Source organism: Promicromonospora sp. AC04 (assembly GCF_003058225.1).
In the GTDB taxonomy this organism is placed as follows: Bacteria; Actinomycetota; Actinomycetes; order Actinomycetales; family Cellulomonadaceae; genus Promicromonospora.
In genome coordinates this window covers 788,614-807,773 of record NZ_QBUG01000002.1, presented here as the reverse complement: position 1 = coordinate 807,773, position 19,160 = coordinate 788,614, and the positions used below count along the sequence as shown (strand labels likewise).

The window sequence follows — 19,160 nt, the reverse complement described above, 5'->3', positions numbered from 1 at the left end:
GTGCCGGTGTTGATCGCTCCGCCGAAGACGTAGACGAACAGCAGCATCATCGCGATCGGGGTCACCGCGGTGGTGATGATCGTGTCGGGACTGCGGGTGATGTGGGTCAGGGATCGTCCCAGCAGCACGGCGGTGTCGCCGAAGAAGTGCTTGGCCATCGATCTACTCCTTACTTGGTCGTGCCGTCGGAGGGGGCGGTGCCGGCGTCGACGTCGGCACCGGTGTTGCTGTCGTTCTTGCTGTTGCTGCCGACGAGCTTGAGAAAGACGTCCTCGAGGGTGGGCTGCTTCTCGACGTACTCGACCTTGGCCGGCGGGAGCAGGGCCTTGAGCTCGCCCAGGGTGCCGTTGACGATGATCCGGCCCTGGTGCAGGATCGCGATCCGGTCGGCGAGCTGCTCGGCCTCGTCCAGGTACTGGGTGGTGAGCAGCACCGTGGTGCCGTTCTTGGCCAGGTCCCGCACCGCCTGCCACACCTCGATGCGTGCCTCGGGGTCCAGGCCGGTGGTGGGCTCGTCGAGGAAGATGATCGGCGGGTTGCCGATCAGGCTCATCGCGATGTCCAGGCGACGGCGCATGCCGCCGGAGTAGGTGGCGGCCTTGCGCCCGCCGGCGTCGGTCAGCGAGAACCGGGCGAGCAGGTCGTCAGCGATCTGGCCGGGGTCCTTCAGGTGCCGGAGCCGGGCGACCAGGACCAGGTTCTCCCGTCCGGAGAGGACCTCGTCGACGGCCGCGAACTGCCCGGTAAGGCTGATCGACTCGCGCACGTCGCCAGCCTGCGTGGCGACGTCGAAGCCATGGACGCTCGCCGTGCCTCCATCTGCCTTGAGCAGGGTGGACAGGATCTTCACGACGGTGGTCTTGCCGGCCCCGTTGGAGCCGAGCAGCGCGAAGATGCTGCCCCGCGCCACGTCGAACTCCACGCCCCGCAGGACGTGCAGCTCCTTGTACGACTTCTCCAGGCCCTGCACGTGGATCGCAGGCTCCCGGACCTGGTTGGCGGTCATCGGTGCTCCTCTTCTCGTTCGACGCTGCGGATGGTGTGGTCGAGATTGCTGGTCATGGGTGCTTCTCCTCCGAGGGGTGGCTCAGGGGCGGCGGACGATGATCTCGCCGTAGCCGGTGCTGGCGTGGATCTCGGCGGTCGCCTCGTCGTCGACCGGCCCCTCGGTGGGGGTCAGCCGGTTGCGGACCGTGCCGTGCTCCGAGGTGACGTCGAGCCAGGCGGCGGTGCCCTCGGGCACGCCCACCTCGATCGAGCCGTACGACGTGGTGAGCCGGACGCTGCCGGACTCGACGTTGGCGACGCGGATGCCCGCATGGGCGGACTTGACGGTGAGGCTGCCGCGCACGCGGCCCACCTCGATCTCCGAGTGCGCCCCGACGACGTCCAGCGTCCCGGTGACCGACCCGACGGTCGTGGTCCCGTTGCTCGCCCGGATCGTGCCCTCGTCGGCGACCTCGTCGACCCGCACGGAGCCCGCGCTCGCCTTGATGTTCGTTGGGCCCGTTGCCCGGCCGATGATGACGGACCCGGCCGAGACCTTGAGGTCGATGCGGGCTGCCTCGTCGACCCGGGCGTCGCCGCCGTTGAGGGTCAGGTCGACGGCGCCGAGCCTGCCCTCCGAGTACAGCGAGCCTGCCTTGCCGCGCAGGTCGGAGCCGGCGGGCAGCTCGACGTTGACTATCGCGCCGCCGGCCGCGAAGGGCAGGACGTACTGCTTCCAGGCGGCCGGGTAGATGATCGTGACGGCGTCGCCGTCCCGGGCGACACGCGTCTCCTCGGCGGCGCGCACGGAGCCCGACTTGGTCGGGTCGGCGGGCAGGACGGTGACGACGACGTCGTCCCGTTCCCCGGCGACGACGTGGAGGTTGCCGAAGGGAACGTCCACGACAACGGGGACGGGTGTGGGGGCGGGAAAAGTAGGCATGAGGGTCTCCAGCGGTGGTCGGAGCGGGCGGTTGCGGACGTTGTCTTGTGGCGGCGGGCGCGGTCAGCGCACCCAGCCGGTGTGGCGGTTGGTGGCGCGCTGCTCGGGGCGGGCCTGCGGGGCGGACCAGCCGGAGCTCTGCTCGAGCGCGGCGGCGACCGCGCGCACGAGCCACGTGTTGACGGAGACGCCCTGGCGGGCGGCGGCGACCTCGACCTGCGTCTTGAGGTGGTCGGGCAGGCGCAGGGTGGTGCGGGTGGTGGCACCCGCGTCGGCGTCGGCGTTCGACAGCCCGGCGGGGGGCAGCGCGGACGACGACGCGGGTGCGGTGACCGCGGCCGGCTCGCCGACGGCTGCGGGTGCGGCGACGACGAACTCGGGGTCGCCACCGCGCAGCCGGACGTCGACCGAGCCGGGCGCGAGCTCGGCGGAGATCTCGCCCGCCGCCGCGGAGAGCGCGTCGAGCAGGACGAGGCGCACGGCGGCGTCGAGCGGCGCAGTCAGACGCTGGGCGAGCTGCCGAGCGTCGTCGCCCGCGGCGTCGGCCACGGTGGCCAGGCGGTTCTGGAGGTCGTCGACGTAGTGCGTGAGGTCCATGACGTCATCATGACACCACGCGTGGTGTCAGCACAACACCAAAGTGGTGTCATTTGCGTTTTGCCAGGTCAAGTGCCGTAGGTGGTCGCACGCGGCGGTCTAGCGGCGCCGCAAAGTCAGCGTCGTCGGGGTGCGGAGCCAGGCGACTACCTCGTCAGGCGCCTACCTCGCCAGACGACTTCCTCGCCAGACGACTACCGCGGCGGGGTGCTCTCGCGGACGATGACGTGGCCCTCGACCACCGTGGTCCGTGGTGCGTCGCCGCGCGGCCCGAGGGCCAGGGCCAGCGCCTCCTCGGCCACCTGCTCCCACGGCAGCCGCACGGTGGTCAGCGCGGGCGTCACGTCGCGCAGTGCCTTGATGTCGTCGAACCCGGCGACGGCGACGCGCTTCGGATCACCTGAATCGCGCAGGAAGGTGAGCACACCGAGGGCCATGGCGTCGTTCACGGCGAAGACGGCGTCCACCGCGATGTTGCGCCGCAGCAGCTCGCCGGTCAGCGCGTAGGCGGCGTCCCGGGTGAACTCCCCGATCAGGACGCGGTCGGCGGACAGCTCGATGCCGGCGTCGGCCAGCCCGGCGGCGAACCCCTCCGTGCGGTCGCGCTGAGTGAGGCCGTGCTTGAGCCCCGAGATCACCGCGAAGTCGCGGTACCCGAGGCCCACCAGCGTGGTGGCCATGTCGTAGCCGCCCTGCCGGTTGGCATAGGCGACGGTGTCGAAGGGAAGACCCTCCTGCGTGGCGAGCACCACCCGGCCGCCCTCGGCCTCGTAGCGCTGCAGCGCCTCGACGAGCGCGGGGATCGTGGCGTCGTCGCTGGTGCGCCCGCCGGCGATCATCAGGATCTCGGGCCGGTGGCCGCGGGCGAGGTTCACGGCCTCCACCATGTCGGCCTGGTCGGGACCGGCCGAGATCAGGGTGAACGGGAGGCCGCGCCGCTGCGCGACGGCCACCACGCCCGCCGTGATCGGGTTGGCGAAGTCGTCGGGCATGCCCTTGACGACCAGGGTCACCCCCCGGGACCGGCCCTTGGCGACGGCCTGCGCCGCGAAGTTCGTGGTGTACCCGAGCGTCTTGGCGGCCTCGAGCACCTTCACCCGGTTGGCCTCGCGAACGCCCCGGTCGCTCCCGTTGAGGGCGCGCGACGCCGTTGCCGCGGAGACCCCGGCGAGCTGGGCCACGTCGGCAAGGCGCGCGGCCCGGGACGGTGCCGAGTCGTTCATCGACGCTGCTCGCTTCCCTGTCTCAGTGGGGGTTCGGTGGCCCGGAGATCATATCCGGAAATGCTTTCCGTCACGGGCCGGACCGTGCGTAGCGAGCGAGGTCCGCGGCCGCGGTATCGCCCATCCGGCGCAGCTCGGTGCCCATGGAACCCGCGATGTGCGGCGTCAGCACCACGTTCGGCAGGTCGTACAGCGGAGAGGACGCCGGCAGCGGCTCCGGGTCGGTGACGTCGAGGACCGCGTTGATCCGCCCCGTGACCAGCTCGCGCTCGAGCGCCCCGGCGTCGACGATCGCGCCGCGCGCGGTGTTGATCAGCGTCGCCCCGTCGGGCATGCGGGCGAGCAGGCCGGCGTCGATCAGCCCCACCGTCTCGGGCAGCACCGGGGCGTGCAGCGTGACGACGGAGCTGCGGCTCATCAGCTCCGGCAGGGTGACCGGCTCGACGCCGAGCTCCGCGGCCTCGTGACTCGTGAGGTACGGGTCGTACAGGAGCACCCGGAGCGTCGGGAACGACCGCAGCAGCTCCACCAGGGCGCGCCCGGTCCGGGACGCGCTCACCACCCCGACGGTCCGCAGGTAGTTGCCGGACGCCGCGAACTCGGCCTCGCGGTCGATGAAGGCGCGGCGCTCCCGGTACAGCTGCTGCGCACGGAACGTGTCCTTGTTGGCCAGCAGGACCATTGCCAGCGAGTACTCGGCGACGGGCAGGGCGTTGGCCGCCCCGACGTCCGACGCCGTGATCCCGGGCGCGCCGTCCGGGAACAGCCCGTCCGCGGCGCCACCCGCGTGGATCACGCGCCGCAGCCGGGGCGCGTGCCGCAGCACCTTGGCCGTGAGCTGCGGCGTCTCCCACCCCGTCAGCAGCACCTCGGCCCGGGCGAGCGTCCGGCGGGCGCCGTCCGACTCGAGCTCGGTGAGGACGTCGCCCACGCGGCTCGCGGGCACGTCCGCCAGCGCCTCGAACGACGGGCCGAAGAGCCGTCCGGCCAGCCGGTCGGACCCGACCGCTACTGCGTACTCGATCACGCTGCTCCTCAGGGGTAGTGACAGTGGGTTGTGGTCCCGGGGCCGGGTGGTGCACCCGGCCCCGGGACGGTCTGTGGTGCCGGCCCGCGGCTACTTCTGGGCCGCCAGGTAGGCGTCGGCCTGCTTGTTGAGCTCCTCCTGGACCTTCGGCAGGCCGGCCGTGTCGAGGGCGCTCTTGAGCTTGTCCAGCCCTTCGGTGACGTCGACCGCGCCGGCGAACAGCGGGTTGCCGAACTCGGTGATCGCCGCCGTGATCTGGGCGTGCTCCTTCTCGACCTCGGTCAGGTCCGGGATGAACGAGGCGAACGGGTCGAGCGTGAAGTTGTCGTAGTCCTTGGACCAGTCGAACCAGGTCTCCTCGCTCTCGGACATCCGCGAGTACTTGCGCTCGAGCGGGATGCGCCAGCTCAGCGCGTAGCCCGGGAAGTTCGCGTAGTCGCTGACCTGCTCGTAGGCGTCGTCGCCGACCGCCTTCCAGTCGGTCCCCTCCTCGCCGTACTGCAGGAGGTCGTGGTTCTCCTGGACGGAGACCCAGTCCAGGAGCTGCAGCGCGGACTCGCTGTCGGCCGCCGCGGCGTTCACGACGACGAGGTTGTCGGCCTGGAAGGTCTGGTTCGGCTTCGCCGACAGGCCGTCGCGGAACGGGAGCAGCGTCACGAGCGAGGCGCCCTCGACCGCCTTCTCGAGCAGGTCGAGGTGCCCGGCGGTGTCAAGGCCGTCGGTGATGCCCCAGCAGGTGGCGGCGCCACCGCCGTCGAACTGCGACTTGAGCGTGGCCGGGTCGGCGTTGAGCCGGTCGGCGTTGATGATGCCGTCCTCGTAGTACTTGCGGACGCGGTGCAGCGACTCGACGTACGGCTCGTACTCCCAGAAGGGCACCGCGTCGGTCGAGCCCGTCGTCGCCGCGTCCCGGGACGGGACGAACATGAGGGAGTCGCTGGAGAAGTAGATCGGGAGGAGGTCCGGCGTCTCCCAGCCCTGCGGGTACAGCGCGCCGGTCGGAGCACCCAGCACGTCGAAGGGCGAGTTCCGGTTGATGTAGCCCGGGATGCCCTCCTTCTGCTGCACGTCGTACCAGAACTTCTCCAGCTGGTCGAACGTCTCGATGCTCCCGCCGGCGTACTTGTCGACGAGGTCACCGCGCGCGACCACGTGGTGGATGCGCGCGGCGCTGTTCACGGCCGGGATGCCGTAGATCGAGCCGTCGGGCCAGCGGTTGGCGTCGAACGCGCTCTGGTCGACGGCGCCCGTGAGGTTGGGGTACTTGCCGCTTGCCAGGGCGTCGTCCAGGGGTTCGAGCGCGTTCGACTCGATGAGCTGGGCGATGTTGAGCCAGCGCGCCGAGAGCGCCGTCTGGAAGTCCTCGCCCGCCGTGAACTTCAGCAGGGACTGCGCGGCGTAGTTGGTCCAGTTGATGAAGGACGGCTGGAGCTCGAACCCGAGGTCGGTCTTGAGCTTCGTGTTGACGGCCGCGCGGACGCGGTCCCACTGGGGCGGGACGTCCCCCGGGAGCAGGAGGCCGAACGACGAGCTGCTGCTCGCCCCGCCGTTCCCGCAGGCCATCAGGGTCATGGCGGCGAGCACGCCGCCCGTTCCGGCGAGAAAACCTCGCCGGGAGAGCGGCCGTGACCGGCCAGCGGCGTCGATGAGCTGAGCCATGGTGCTTCCTCTCGTAAGTGTGTGGTCGTGCGACGTGCGGTGCGGGTTCAGCCCTTGGTCGCGCCGAGGGTGAGGCCCTTGACGAAGTAGCGCTGGGCGAAGGGGTAGGCGAGGAGGATCGGGCCGATGGTGATGACGGTCATCGCCAGTCGCATCTGGTAGACGGGAGCGGCGGTGGTGGTCCCGAGGTCGGCCGCGTTGGCGACGCTCGTGATGAGGTTCTGGAGCACGAGCTGCAAGGGGTACTTGGCGGGCTCGCTGATGAAGAGCAGGGCGTGGAACCACTCGTTCCAGAAGGTCACCGCGTAGAACAGCGCGATGACGGCGATGACCGGCTTCGAGAGCGGCAGCACCACCTGGAAGAAGATCCGCAGCTCGCCGGCGCCGTCGATCCGGGCGGCGTCGAGGATCTCCTGCGGCGTCGCCCGGAAGAAGCTGACCTGCACGAACACGAGGAACGGCGCGATGACCAGCGGCAGGATCACGGCGAACCACGAGTCCCGGAGCTGCAGCACCTGCGTGATCAGGATGTACATGGGCACGAGGCCGCCCGTGAACAGCATCGGTATGTAGGCGAACACCGCCAGCGGCCGGCTCATCCAGGGCAGCCCGCGCGCGATCACCCAGGCGATGCCCGACGTCGCGGCGACGGCGATCACCGTGCCGACCACCGTGATGAACAGCGTCGCGCCGTAGGACAGCCAGACTCGCGACCCGGCGAAGATCGTCGTGTACGCGTCCAGCGAGAACGGGTCCGGCCAGAACGAGTACCCGCGCTGCGAGAGCGACGACTCCGCAGTGAGGGAGCCCGCGATGATCATCCAGAACGGGACGACGCAGATCAGGGCGAAGGCGATCACGCCCACGTAGCTGATGACCGTGAAGGGCTCGGGGCGCTGCCGCTTCCGGGCGCGGGGGCCCGTGGGCGGCGTCGTGGAGACGGGCCGGGGGCGGACGCCGGCTTCGACGATGGTCATAGCAGCGAGGTCTCCTTCGCGTAGCGACGCTGGACCAGGGTGGCGACCACCACGAGCACGAAGCCGACGACGGACTGGAACAGGCCGATCGCGGCGGTGGTGCCGAAGTCGCCGATGGTGCGCAGCGCCCGGAAGACGTAGGTGTCGATGACGTCGGTGGTGGAGAACAGGGTGCCGTTGTCGCCGACGATCGCGTAGATGGTGCCGAAGTCGCCGTAGAAGATCCGGCCGACGCCGAGCACGAGGAGGATCGCGGCGGTCGGCTTGAGCAGCGGAAGGGTGATCCGCAGAGCCATCTGCGCGCGGCTCGCGCCGTCGATCACGCCCGCCTCGTACACCTCCTCGGGGATGGCGGTGATGGCCGCGAGGAAGATGACGCTCATGTAGCCGCCCATCTGCCAGACCTTGACGGCGGTCAGGATCCACGGCCAGGGCCCGGGCTCGGTGTACCAGGAGACGGACGGCAGCCCGAAGACGTCGGTGAGGTCGTTCACCAGGCCGCCGCGCCCGCTCGGTCCGGCGAGGAACGCCTGCAGGAAGATGCTCACGACGATCGGCGACACGAAGTACGGCACGAAGATCACCGACTGGAAGAACCGCTTCGTCACGTGGCCGCGGATCTCGTTGAGCATGATGGCGAGCAGGACGCCCGAGGCGAGGGTCGCGGCGAGGAACAGGACGTTGAGGAACAGCGTGTTCCACAGGATCCGGCCGGCGCCGCCCGAGGTGAAGAAGAACTCGAAGTTCTCCAGGCCGGTCCAAGGTGACCCGAAGACGCCGTCGGCCACGTTGAAGTCCTGGAACGCGACCACCAGCCCGGCCATCGGGCCGTAGGCGAAGACCAGCAGGAGGACGACGGCGGGGGCGGCCAGGATCACGAGGCCGTAGTCGCGGCCGCGCCCTTTCTGCCGGCTCCTGCCTCGTTCGGATCCGGTGGCCGCGAAGGTGTTGCTCGCGGCGCCGAGGTCGGTGCTCATCGCCGTGCACTTCCGCCGAGGAAGGGGTCCGGCGGTGTCCGGTCAGGTGTTCGTGGGTCCACGGCGGGCTCTCTTCTTCGTCGAAGATTCGGTGCTGGATTCGATCGTGCGGTCGGTGCAACGTGCACGCTATGGGCGTCGGAACGGCCGTGTCAAGAAAGAATGGAAAGCGCGTTCCGTTGACCAGAACAACTGACAGAGTGGAAAGTTCCGGCGCCCGGCGCCGGGATGAGCGAGGATCTGCTTCAATATGGAACGCGCTTTCCTCGGGATGGGCGCAGCGCAGCGCCGCGGCCCACCGTCGCGGTGCCCGCAGGACGGGAGGAGTCAGCGGTGAGCCGTGTCGGGCTGCACGTGACGCGCACCGGCGCGCGGGGAACCCGGCGCGGGACCGTGGTCGCCGTGCACGGGATGATGGAGAGCGGCCCCACGCTGCAGGCCGCGGCCGACGGGTGGGCGGCGGACGGCTGGGAGGTCCTCGCCCCTGACCTGCGTGGGCACGGTCGTTCACCACGCTGGGACCCGGCCGATGAGCTGCACCCGGGCGACCGGCTGACCGAGGACCTCCTCGCGGTCCTCGACGACCTGGACGGGGACGCGCACCCGGGTACGACCGGGCCGCTCGTGCTGTTCGGGCACTCCGCCGGGGGCGGTGTCGCGGCAGCGGCCGCGGCGCAACGTCCGGAACGGGTGGCGGGCGTGCTGCTCGAGGACCCGTTCTGGCGCCTCCCGGTCACGCCGCACCAGGACCGGGCGGTCGCCGAGCAGGCATACGAGGACCTCGTGGCCCGGCAGTCGCTGTCCCTCAGTGGGCTGGAGGTGCGGGGCGGCGTCGCGCACCCGGGATGGGACCCGCGCGAGCTGCCCGCCTGGGCGCGGGCGCAGCACGACGCCGACCCCGTGCTCGTGCGCAACGGCGACGTCATCCCGACGCCGCCGTGGCCCGACCTGGTGCGCGGCCTCGTGGCCGCCGAGGTGGATGTGCTGGTCGTCACCGGGGGAGTCGCGCCAGAGGTCGGCATGACGGCCAGGCACCGGCGGATGCTCGCCGGGTGCGGCGCCCGGCTCGCTGTGGTCGACGGCGCGTCGCACTTCGTGCGCCGGGACGCGCCGGAGCGGTTCGCCGCGATCTCGGGGAAGTTCCTGGCGCGGGCGTTGGGTCCGGCGGGATCGCGCCTCGCCTCGCCGTCATCCGGTCACGACCCGCAGGGCTGACCGGGGCAGGCGGCGATACACGCCCGCGCACCCCCGCCGTCGGCCGGTCCGTCCGAGGGTGGAGATGGTGTCCGGGATGTCCTTCCCGCGGGGGATCCGTCCGCCCCGCGCCCCGACGCAGACTGGCGGCGTGCCGAGACGAAGGAGCATCCCCATGAGTGCAAGCCGCCGAGTCAGGGCCGCCCTGAGCGTGGTCGTGGCCGGGTCCCTGCCGCTGACCGGAGCTGGTGTGGCCACGACGGCGCAGGCCGCGCCGTCGGCCACCGCGGTGAGCGCAGCGCCGTCGCACGTGCCGTCGGCCGCCGACGATCCCATGGCGCTGTCGCAGGCGGTGCGGGAGGCGGCCGAGCGGGCCGCTGCCGCGCCCGGCCTTCGCGCCCGGACGACGGACGCCGGCGTCCGCGACGACCTCGACCGGGCGGTAGCCGGCCTGGTGGACGACGGCGCCGTCGCCGTCACCGCGCGCGTCGAGACGCCGGACCTCACCTGGGCGGGCGCCGACGGCGTCCGCGAGCTCGGGGGTCACGTCCCCGCCCGCCCCAAGGACCAGTTCCGCGTGGCAAGCATCACCAAGCCGATGATCGCGACCCTCGTGATGCAGGAGATCGAGAAAGGCACCTGGTCGCTCGACACGAGCGTCGAGGACGTGCTGCCCGGGGCCCTGCCGCGCGACGTGACGATCGAGCAGCTGCTCAGCCACACGTCGGGTGCTCCGACCGCCACCGACTACCTGCTGGTGGACCACATGACCGACCCGGCCTCCTTCGACGAGTTCTTCGAGGTGCTGGGCGAGCACTACTCCGAGGGTGACCACGTCCGCGCCGTCCACACCGCGCCCTGGGTGCTGGAGCCCGGTACCGGCTTCTCCTACTCCAATGCCGGGTTCGTAACGCTCGGCATGATGCTGGAGAAGGTGACGGGGGAGGACCTCGACGACCTGCTCGAGGAGCGGGTGTTCGAGCCGGCGGGGATGCGGCACAGCGCCTACCCGGAGCGGCCGGGAACACGAGGGCCGTTCCTGGACGACGCCGCGTATACCGGTGCGGAGGGTGCCGGCTGGTACTCGATCGAGCACTTCGACCCGACGGTGTTCCGTGCGGCGGGCGCGGTGACGAGCACGACGTCGGACCTCGCGGCCTTCACCGAGGCCCTGGTGACGGGCGACCTCGTGGACCCCGCAACTGTGACCGACATGCTGACGCCGCGGACCACGGACGGGCTGGGGTACGGCCTCGGCGCCTACCGGCTGCCCGACCCGTGCGTGCCGGGCGAGTACCTGTACGGGCACGACGGCGGAACCTACGGCACGATCAGCCTCGCTCTGACCTCGCTCGACGGTGAGCGTCAGCTGTCGATGGGCGTGACCGGCCGCAACGTCTCGGCGGACCCGGACGCGCTGTACGACCTCAGCGACCTGCTGGTCCCGCTGCTCGAGGCCACCTGCTGACGAGTTCTACCGCGGTGTGGAGGAGCTCGAGCGGCGGATCACCAGCGTCGGCTGGAACATCACGTGCTCTGCCGTGGTGTCGGGCCCGTTGAGCAGGAGGTCCGCCGCGCGGGCGCCGAGCTCGTGGGTCGGCTGGCGCACCGAGGTCAGCGGCGTGGACAGCTCGGCGGCGAACGCGACGTCGTCGTACCCCACTACCGCCATGTCCGTGGGGACGGTGATGTTCTCCGTGCGGAGCGTGCGCAGCACGCCCAGCGCGACCAGGTCGTTGACGCAGAAGACGGCGGTGGGCCGGTCGCCCGACTCCAGCAGCCCGCGGATCGCGGCCTCCCCGCCCTCGGCGTTCAGGCTGGTCACGGTGGTCTCCACCAGCGCGGTCGCCGGATCCAGCCCGGCCTCGACCAGCGCCTTGAGCACGCCTTCGTGCCGGTCGGCGCACTGCCGGATCGTGTGCGGGCCGTTGAGGAACGCGATCCGCGTGTGGCCCTCGTCCAGGAGGTGCCGCGCGGCGAGCTCACCGCCGCGGACGTCGTCGACGGCGACGGACGAGATGCTCGGATCGGACGACGGGCGGTCCAGCAGGACGACGCCGGTCCCGCGCCGGCGCACCGCGAGGAGGTGCTCGATGTCGTTGGTGGCCGGCACCACCATGACGCCCTGCACGCCGTGCTCCTCGAAGAGACGCAGGTAGCGCTGCTCGCGGTCGGGGTCGTCGTCGGACGACGCCACCATGAGCGTGAAGTCGTCGCGGTCGAGACGCTCCTCGATACCCCGCGCGACGTCGGTGAAGAACGGGTTGGCGATGTCCAGGACGATGGCGCCGACCGTGGTGATGGTCCCCGCGCGCAGCTGCCGGGCGGACCCGTTGCGCACGAAGCTCAGCTCGTCGATTGCGGCCTCGACGCGCTCGCGGGTCCCGGGCAGCACGCGTTCGGGCCGGTTGAGCACGTTGGAGACCGTGCCGACGGAGACGCCGGCGGCGCGAGCGACGTCGGCGATGGATGCTCGGCGGTGAGCGGCCGGCTGGATCATGGAGCGCCTCCTTGCTTCGGGCTACATTATGAACCGTTTCATGGCGGGTTGGTCGAGGAGGACCGGACATGTCGAGCAACACAGCGGGCGCACGCGTCTGTTTCACGTCCCGGGTGCGGGTAGACCGGCTGGCGGAGTACCGGGCCGCACACGCCGCCGTCTGGCCCGAGATGCTGGAGGCGCTGCGCGATACGGGCTGGCGTGACTACCACCTGTTCCTGCGCGACGACGGGCTGCTGGTCGGGATCCTGGAGACCGACGACTACGCGGCCGCGCAGCGCGGGATGGCCGCGACCGAGGTCAACACGAGATGGCAGGCGGCGATGTCCGGGTTCTTCGTCGACGAAGGAAGTCCGGACGACGGGTTCGTGCTGCTGGACGAGGTGTTCCATCTGGAGGGCCAGCTCGCGGCGCTGGCTGACACGGCCGACGGCGACTCGGCAGGCGGCGCTGGCTGACGCGGCCGAGGGCGACGCTCCGGGGAAGTGACCACTGGCGCGGGGAGTGTTGCTCTGCGTAGACGATGTCTACCCAGAGCAACACAGCCCGCGGAGCAGGTGTCTCCCCGCGGCGGCCGGGTGCCGCGGGGCCTGGCCTAGTTGACGCCGCCCTCCGGCTCGTTGATGGCCTCGAGGTCGGTGATGGCGGTGCGCTGGCCGAGCAGCCGGTTGGTGATCCACATCAGGATCCACAGGATGAGGCCGATGCCGAGCAGCCAGCCGGCGATCTGGTACTGGAGAACATCCCGGCCGGTCCATGGACCGACGAAGAACGCGCACGCGATCGCGCCGATGATCGGCAGCACGGTCGGCGCCACGAAGTGCTTGCGGTTGATGGTGTCCCTGCGCAGCACCAGCACGCACACGTTCACGATGGCGAACACGGCAAGGAGCAGCAGGGCAGTGGTGCCGCCCAGTGCGGCGACGACGTCGTTCTCCGGGTCGCGGCTGACGAAGTAGATCAGCCCGAACGAGATGGCCGTGGTGACCAGGATGGCGACCCACGGCGTCTGGCGCCGGGCGCCGACGCGACCCAGGGCGGCGGGCAGCACGTTTTGCTTGGCCATGCCGTACAGCAGGCGGCTGGCCATGAGCATGTTGATGAGGGCCGAGTTGGCGACGGCGAACATGGAGATGAACGGCAGGATGTCACCCGCCGGTATGCCCGGCGCCGCGGTCTCCACCACGGTCACCAGCGGGGTGTCACTGTCAGCCAGTGTGCCCACCGGCACGATGGCGACGGCGAAGAGTGCCACGAGCACGTAGATGATCCCGGTGATGCCGATGCCGGTGATCATCATCTTCGGGAAGTTCTTGACCGGGTCGTGGGTCTCCTCCGCCATGTTCACGGAGTCCTCGAAGCCGACCATCGCGAAGAACGCCAGCGAAGTCGCCGCCGTGACGGCGAAGAACGCCCCCTTGTCCCCTGGGTCGTCGAAGATGATGGTGCGGCTGAAGTCCGTCCGTCCGGCGAACACGGCGTAGAAGCCGATCATGATCACGAGCAGCAGGCCGGACAGCTCCACGAGGGTGAGGAAGATGTTGGCCTTGACGCTCTCGCCGACGCCCCGCAGGTTCACGGCAGCGACCACGGCCATGAAGATCAGCGCGACGGTGATGATGAGCGTCGCGTTGGTCTCGTCCAGGCCGAAGCCCACCGCCAGGTTCGACGCGAACGCCCGCGACGCGGTCGACGCCGACGTGATGCCGGAGCACATGACCGTGAAGCAGACCATGAACGTGAGCAGGTGCACGCCGAACGCCTTGTGCGTGTAGAGCGCGGCGCCCGCGGCCCTCGGGTACTTGGTCACCAGCTCCAGGTAGGAGAACGCGGTGATGAGCGCAACGAGGAAGGCGACGATGAACGGCGCCCATGCCGCACCGCCGACCTCGGCGGCGACGTCGCCCGTCAGCGCGTAGACGCCGGTCCCGAGGATGTCGCCCACGATGAAGAGCAGGAGGAGCTTGGGCCCCATTACCCGCTTGAGCTCGGTTGGTTCCTCGCCGAGGGCTGCATGCTCCTCGGCCGCTGGCTGGCTCATTCCGGCCACCTCCACAAAGTGCTTTGGGCGGTCATCACCCCTGATCAACCAAGACTTCCGTAAGAAGTAACTTCACGGCAACGGACGCGCCGGAAGTTCTTGACGCTCTGACCTGGCAGGTCTATCTTCCAAAGTATCGGTTTGAACGATTCAAACCGGAGCCCAACGGTCACCGCCGACCGCCCGCACTGCTCGACGGAGAGACATGCCGAACGCCGCACCGACGCTGCGCCTGGACGGAGTTGCCAAGTCCTTCGGGCCCGTGGCCGCCCTTCGCTCCGGCACCCTGACAGTGCACCCGGGCAGCATCCATGCCCTCGTCGGCGAGAACGGCGCCGGCAAGTCCACGCTGGTCAAGATCGTGGGCGGCGTGCACCGCCGCGACGCCGGGGTGGTCGAGCTCGACGGCGAGCCCGTCGACTTCACCGGTCCCGCCGAGGCCAAGGCCGCCGGCGTCGCCGTCATCCACCAGGAGCCCGCGAGCTTCCCGGACCTGACGGTCGCCGAGAACATCTACCTGGGCCGGGAGCCGCTCGGCCGGTTCCGGCGGATCGACCGCCGCGCGATGCGCGAGGGAGTCCGCGACCTGTTCCGGGACCTCGGCGTCGACCTCGACCCGGACCGCCCCGCGGAGGGCCTGTCCATCGCCGACCAGCAGATCGTCGAGATCGCCAAGGCGATCTCGCTGGACGCCCGCCTCCTGGTCATGGACGAGCCGACGGCGGCGCTGAGCGCCGTCGAGGTGCGCCGGCTGTTCGCCGTCGCCAGGGGGCTGCGCGACGCCGGCCGCGCCGTCGTGTTCATCTCGCACCGCCTCGACGAGGTCGCCGACCTCTGCGACACGGTCACCGTGATGCGCGACGGCGAGCACGTCTCCACGGACGCCGTCGCCGACGTCACGCCCGACGAGCTGGTCCGGCGCATGGTCGGCCGCGCCGTGGCCGACCTCTACCCCAAGGTCCCGAGCACGCCGGGCGAGGTGGTGCTGCAGGTCGAGGGGCTGGAGTCCACGGGCACCTTCCACGACGTGTCCTTCGAGGTGCGGGCGGGCGAGATCGTCGGCCTGGCGGGTCTTGTCGGCGCGGGCCGCAGCGAGATCGCCCGGGCGGTGTTCGGCGTGGACCAGTACGCGGCCGGGCGCGTCGTCGTCGGGGGCAAGGACCTGCGCCCGGGCGACCCGGCCGCGGCAATCGCCGCGGGCCTCGCCCTGGTCCCCGAGGACCGGCGGCTGCAGGGCCTGGTCACCGAGTCGTCGGTGGCCCGGAACGTCTCCGCCGTCGCACGGCGGCGTCTGGCCCGCCTGGGCATCCTGCTGCCCGACGCCGAGGCGCGGCTCGCGCGCGACTGGTCCGGCCGCCTCGAGGTCAAGGCCGGGGCGCTGGACGCGACGGCCACCACCATGAGCGGCGGCAACCAGCAGAAGGTCGTGCTGGCGAAGTGGCTGGCCACCGGGCCCAAGGTGCTCATCGTCGACGAGCCGACCCGCGGCATCGACGTCGGCACCAAGGCAGAGGTGCACCGGCTGCTGTCCACCCTGGCCGCCGAAGGGCTGGCGGTCCTGATGATCTCGTCCGAGCTGCCGGAGGTACTGGGGATGGCCGACCGCGTGCTCGTGGTCCGCGAGGGGCGCATCGTCGCCGAGCTGAGTCGCGCGCAGGCGACGCCGGAGAGGGTGATGCGCGCGGCGACACCGGGCGCGTCCGAGACGACGGCCGAGACGGAGGGGGCAGCATGAGCCTGCTCCGCCGCCGCGAGGCCGGCATCGCGCTGGCCCTCCTGGTCGTGATCGGCGTGACCACCATCGTCCAGCCCGGCTTCCTGCTCAGCCCGGGCGGCTGGCGGGACCTGCTGCTCACACCCGCGATCCTCGTGGTGCTCGCCGTGGGACAGGCGGTAGTGGTCATCACGCGCAACGTGGACCTGTCCGTCGGCTCGGTGCTCGGCCTCACGGCGTACCTCACGGGCCGCCTGTTCATCGATGCGCCCGACCTGCCGATCGTCGTGGTCGCGCTGGTCGCGATCGCGGCCGGGACCGTGCTGGGCCTGGTCAACGGATCGATCGTGGCGTTCGCCCGGGTGCCGGCGCTCGTCATCACGCTCGGCACCCTGTACGTCTACCGCGGGGTGACGCTGACCTGGGCCGGCAGCGACCGGATCGACGCGGGCGACATGCCGCGCGCGTTCCTCGCCCTGGGCACGCGGCAGGTGCTGAGCGTGCCAGTGCTGACCATCGTCGCCGCGATCGTGCTCGTCGCCGTCGGCTACTACATGTACACCGCGCGCGGCGGGCGGCAGCTGTACGCCATCGGGTCCGACCCCGATGCTGCGGCGCTGCAGGGCCTGCCCGTCCGGCGTCGGCTGCTGTGGGCGTTCGCGCTGAACGGGGCGCTCGCCGGGCTGGCCGGCGTGATGTTCGCCGCCCGGTACGGGACGGTGTCCTCGGGCGCGGGGCTAGGCATCGAGCTGCAGGTCGTGGGTGCCGTGGTGGTGGGCGGCGTCGCGATCTTCGGCGGCAGCGGCACCGTCGCGGGTGCGGCCCTCGGCGCGATGCTGCTGCTCACCATCAACCGGGCGCTGCCCGTGGTGGGCATCCCCGACTTCTGGCAGCGCGCGGTGGTCGGCGCGCTCATCATCGGCGCCATCGCGCTGGACCGGGTGCTCGCCAACCGCCGCTCGCGCCGGCTGGCCGCGGCCCGCGACGCCGACCCGCCCGGGCCTCGATCGCCCGGCGGAGCCCCGCCGGGCGCGGCTCCGCCGGGCGCGGCCCAGCCGGGCGCAGCCCAGCCGGGCGACGGCCCCCAGAGCGACGGCACGAACCGCGAGGAGGCGACCGCATGAGGACCCACGCCCGCCCGTGGTGGCAGCGCGCGCTGCTCACCCGCGAGATGCTGACCATCCTGATCCTGGTCGTGGCCTGGGTGGTCGCGTCCGCGGCCGTGCAGGGCTTCGACGGCCCGCTCACCATCACCTACCTGGTGCTCGACGTCGCCCCCGTGCTGCTCATCGCCCTGCCCATGACGCTGATCATCGCCACCGGCGAGATCGACCTGTCGGTGGCGTCCGTGGTCGGGCTCTCCAGCGTGACCTTCGGGCTGCTGCACCAGGCGGGGCTCGGCCTGTGGGTCGCGCTCCCGGTGTCGGTGCTGCTCGGAGCGGTGTGCGGCGCGGTCAACGGGGCGCTGGTCGCGTACGCCGGCCTGCCCTCGCTGGCGGTCACCATCGGCTCGCTCGCCCTCTACCGCGGCCTCGCCGTGGGCCTCCTGGGCACGACGGCGGTCACCGACTTTCCCGAGTCGTGGACCGACGGCGCAACGGAGAACCTGGGAGAGTCGCCCTACCCGGTGATCACCCTCGGGCTCGTCGCGCTGATCGCCGTCTTCGCGGTGCTGCTGCACGCGACGCCGTTCGGCCGCAACGTGCTCGACATCGGCCGCAGCAGCGAGGCCGCCCGGTTCTCCGGCGTCGACGTCAAGCGGACCCTGCTGATCCTGTTCGTGCTGTCCGGCGCGGTGTCGGCGCTCGCGGGCGTCTACTACACGCTCCGCTACGGCAGTGCCCGCGGCGACAACGCGACAGGAATGGAGCTGCAGGTGGTCGCGGCCGTGCTGCTCGGCGGGGTGTCGATCTTCGGCGGGCGCGGCGCGATCCACGGCGTGGTCGCGGGCGTCCTGCTCATCGGTGTGCTCAGCAGCGCCCTGCGCCTGGAGGGCGTCACCGTCAACGTCATCAACATCGTGATCGGCACGGCACTCGTCGTGTCGGTGGTCGCGCCGCGCATCGCGGGCGGCGTGAGAGTCCGACGGCGCGGCGCCGTCGGACAACGAACCTAGGGAGACGAACGATGAAGTTCACATCTGTGCTCGCGGCCGGCACGGCCGCTGTGCTCGCGCTGGGCCTGTCCGCCTGCGGTTCGGGCGGGGACGACGGCGGTGGCGGCGGCACCGCCGACGTCACCATAACCATGCTGCCCAAGAACCTGGGCAACCCGTACTTCGAGGCGTCGACGGCGGGCGCGCAGGAGGCTGCCGAGGAGCTGGGCGCCACGGTCGAGGAGGTCGGGCCGGACACCGCCTCGCCCGACGCCCAGGTGCCGTTCATCAACACCGCGGCCCAGCAGGGCGTCAGCGCGCTGGTGGTGTCGGCCAACGACCCGACGGCGATCGGCGACGCGCTGGACGAGGCGCGGTCGGCGGGCACCAAGGTCGTCACGTTCGACTCGGACACCGAGCCGCAGTTCCGCGACCTGTTCGTCAACCAGGCCTCCGCCGAGGGCATCGCGGACAAGCAGCTCGAGCTGATCTCCGACCAGATCGGCGGCAAGGGCGAGATCGCTATCCTGTCGGCGTCCGCCAACGCGACCAACCAGAACGCGTGGATCGCGATCATGGAGGAGAAGCTCGCCTCCGACTACCCGGACATCGAGCTCGTCGAGACCGCCTACGGCGACGACGACGACCAGACCTCGTTCGACAAGACGGCGGCGCTGCTGCAGTCGCACCCGGACCTCAAGGGGATCGTCTCGCCCACGACCGTCGGCATCGCCGCGGCGGCACGCTACGTATCGACGTCGGAGTACAAGGGCAAGGTCGCGGTCACCGGACTCGGCACGCCCAACCAGATGCGCGAGTACGTCGAGGACGGCACCGTCGAGGCGTTCGCGCTGTGGAACCCGACCGACCTGGGCTACCTGGCGACGCAGGCCGCCGCGGCTCTCGTGGCGGGCGACATCACGGGCGAGGAGGGCGACACCTTCGAGGCCGGCCGCCTCGGTGAGTACACCGTGGGGGCCGACGGCGAGGTGCTGCTCGGCGAGCCGTACGTCTACGACGCGAGCAACATCGCGGACTTCGACTTCTGACCTGTTCGAGCAGCCTTCCACCCAGTGATCTGGCCCGAGACTCACGAGAGTCCCGGGCCAGATCGCTGGGTACGAGCGTCATTCGCGAGATCGGGAGGGCCGGCGGCGCGGCCGGGGCCGGTCGGAGACCTTGACCGTGCGGCGTCGTCGGAATAGGCTCCCAATGAATCGTTTCAA

Annotated in this window: 17 protein-coding genes and 1 pseudogene; 7 read left to right on the top strand and 11 right to left on the bottom strand. The window is 71.0% G+C overall.

The window, feature by feature from the left end:
* The 9 genes and pseudogenes from C8K30_RS09115 to C8K30_RS09075 all read right to left on the bottom strand — a co-directional run.
* Positions 1–158: pseudogene (locus tag C8K30_RS09115) on the bottom strand (ABC transporter permease); the annotation flags it as partial.
* A gap of 11 nt (positions 159–169) precedes the next feature.
* Positions 170–1,006 carry an ABC transporter ATP-binding protein gene (locus C8K30_RS09110; protein WP_108492527.1) on the bottom strand — a complete coding sequence of 279 codons (837 nt, stop codon included), beginning with the start codon at positions 1,004–1,006 and terminating at the stop codon, positions 170–172.
* 81 nt (positions 1,007–1,087) lie between these two features.
* A complete protein-coding gene (locus tag C8K30_RS09105; RefSeq protein WP_108492526.1) occupies positions 1,088–1,930 on the bottom strand; it encodes a DUF4097 family beta strand repeat-containing protein in 843 nt (280 codons plus the stop codon).
* Between the two features lie 63 nt (positions 1,931–1,993).
* Complete coding sequence (locus C8K30_RS09100; protein ID WP_108492525.1) at positions 1,994–2,527, bottom strand: toxin-antitoxin system HicB family antitoxin; 534 nt, start codon at positions 2,525–2,527, stop codon at positions 1,994–1,996.
* 194 nt (positions 2,528–2,721) lie between these two features.
* Positions 2,722–3,750 carry a LacI family DNA-binding transcriptional regulator gene (locus C8K30_RS09095; RefSeq protein WP_108492524.1) on the bottom strand — a complete coding sequence of 343 codons (1,029 nt, stop codon included), beginning with the start codon at positions 3,748–3,750 and terminating at the stop codon, positions 2,722–2,724.
* A 70-nt stretch (positions 3,751–3,820) separates the two neighbouring features.
* The gene (locus C8K30_RS09090; RefSeq protein ID WP_199230405.1) at positions 3,821–4,777 is read right to left on the bottom strand and encodes a hydroxyacid dehydrogenase; all 957 of its coding nucleotides are present in this window, start codon (positions 4,775–4,777) and stop codon (positions 3,821–3,823) included.
* Between the two features lie 90 nt (positions 4,778–4,867).
* Positions 4,868–6,436 carry an ABC transporter substrate-binding protein gene (locus C8K30_RS09085; RefSeq protein ID WP_108492522.1) on the bottom strand — a complete coding sequence of 523 codons (1,569 nt, stop codon included), beginning with the start codon at positions 6,434–6,436 and terminating at the stop codon, positions 4,868–4,870.
* A gap of 47 nt (positions 6,437–6,483) precedes the next feature.
* Positions 6,484–7,413 (bottom strand): carbohydrate ABC transporter permease, encoded by a 930-nt coding sequence (locus tag C8K30_RS09080; protein WP_108492521.1) that lies wholly within the window; start codon positions 7,411–7,413, stop codon positions 6,484–6,486.
* Complete coding sequence (locus tag C8K30_RS09075; RefSeq protein ID WP_108492520.1) at positions 7,410–8,390, bottom strand: sugar ABC transporter permease; 981 nt, start codon at positions 8,388–8,390, stop codon at positions 7,410–7,412. Before C8K30_RS09075 ends, C8K30_RS09080 begins: the two co-directional genes overlap by 4 nt.
* A gap of 333 nt (positions 8,391–8,723) precedes the next feature.
* Here C8K30_RS09075 and C8K30_RS09070 point away from each other — a divergent pair, with 333 nt between their 5' ends.
* Positions 8,724–9,605, top strand: a complete 882-nt coding sequence (locus C8K30_RS09070) for an alpha/beta fold hydrolase (protein ID WP_158280968.1) — start codon at positions 8,724–8,726, stop codon at positions 9,603–9,605.
* Positions 9,606–9,759: 154 nt separating this feature from the next.
* The gene (locus tag C8K30_RS09065) at positions 9,760–11,052 is read left to right on the top strand and encodes a serine hydrolase (protein WP_158280967.1); all 1,293 of its coding nucleotides are present in this window, start codon (positions 9,760–9,762) and stop codon (positions 11,050–11,052) included.
* A gap of 6 nt (positions 11,053–11,058) precedes the next feature.
* Here the strand turns inward: C8K30_RS09065 and C8K30_RS09060 are convergent, their stop codons facing one another.
* Entirely contained in the window at positions 11,059–12,084 is a 1,026-nt protein-coding gene (locus C8K30_RS09060) for a LacI family DNA-binding transcriptional regulator (protein ID WP_108492517.1), read from the bottom strand.
* 68 nt (positions 12,085–12,152) lie between these two features.
* Between C8K30_RS09060 and C8K30_RS09055 the strand changes: the two genes are divergently transcribed.
* The gene (locus C8K30_RS09055) at positions 12,153–12,542 is read left to right on the top strand and encodes an L-rhamnose mutarotase (protein WP_108492516.1); all 390 of its coding nucleotides are present in this window, start codon (positions 12,153–12,155) and stop codon (positions 12,540–12,542) included.
* 137 nt (positions 12,543–12,679) lie between these two features.
* Here the strand turns inward: C8K30_RS09055 and C8K30_RS09050 are convergent, their stop codons facing one another.
* Positions 12,680–14,125, bottom strand: a complete 1,446-nt coding sequence (locus C8K30_RS09050; RefSeq protein ID WP_108492515.1) for an APC family permease — start codon at positions 14,123–14,125, stop codon at positions 12,680–12,682.
* A gap of 205 nt (positions 14,126–14,330) precedes the next feature.
* Between C8K30_RS09050 and C8K30_RS09045 the strand changes: the two genes are divergently transcribed.
* Genes C8K30_RS09045 through rhaS form a run of 4 tightly spaced genes read left to right on the top strand, consistent with a single transcriptional unit; the run spans position 14,331 to position 18,983 of the window.
* The gene (locus C8K30_RS09045; protein ID WP_108492514.1) at positions 14,331–15,860 is read left to right on the top strand and encodes a sugar ABC transporter ATP-binding protein; all 1,530 of its coding nucleotides are present in this window, start codon (positions 14,331–14,333) and stop codon (positions 15,858–15,860) included.
* Positions 15,857–16,963: an ABC transporter permease gene (locus C8K30_RS09040; RefSeq protein ID WP_233257064.1), complete on the top strand. Its 1,107-nt coding sequence runs from the start codon at positions 15,857–15,859 to the stop codon at positions 16,961–16,963. The genes C8K30_RS09045 and C8K30_RS09040 overlap by 4 nt, the downstream gene beginning before the upstream one ends.
* Positions 16,960–17,955: an ABC transporter permease gene (locus C8K30_RS09030; RefSeq protein ID WP_108492513.1), complete on the top strand. Its 996-nt coding sequence runs from the start codon at positions 16,960–16,962 to the stop codon at positions 17,953–17,955. Before C8K30_RS09040 ends, C8K30_RS09030 begins: the two co-directional genes overlap by 4 nt.
* 11 nt (positions 17,956–17,966) lie before the next feature.
* Positions 17,967–18,983, top strand: coding sequence for a rhamnose ABC transporter substrate-binding protein (gene rhaS / locus C8K30_RS09025; protein ID WP_108492512.1), 1,017 nt, complete (start codon positions 17,967–17,969; stop codon positions 18,981–18,983).
* The last annotated feature ends 177 nt before the right edge of the window (positions 18,984–19,160 follow it).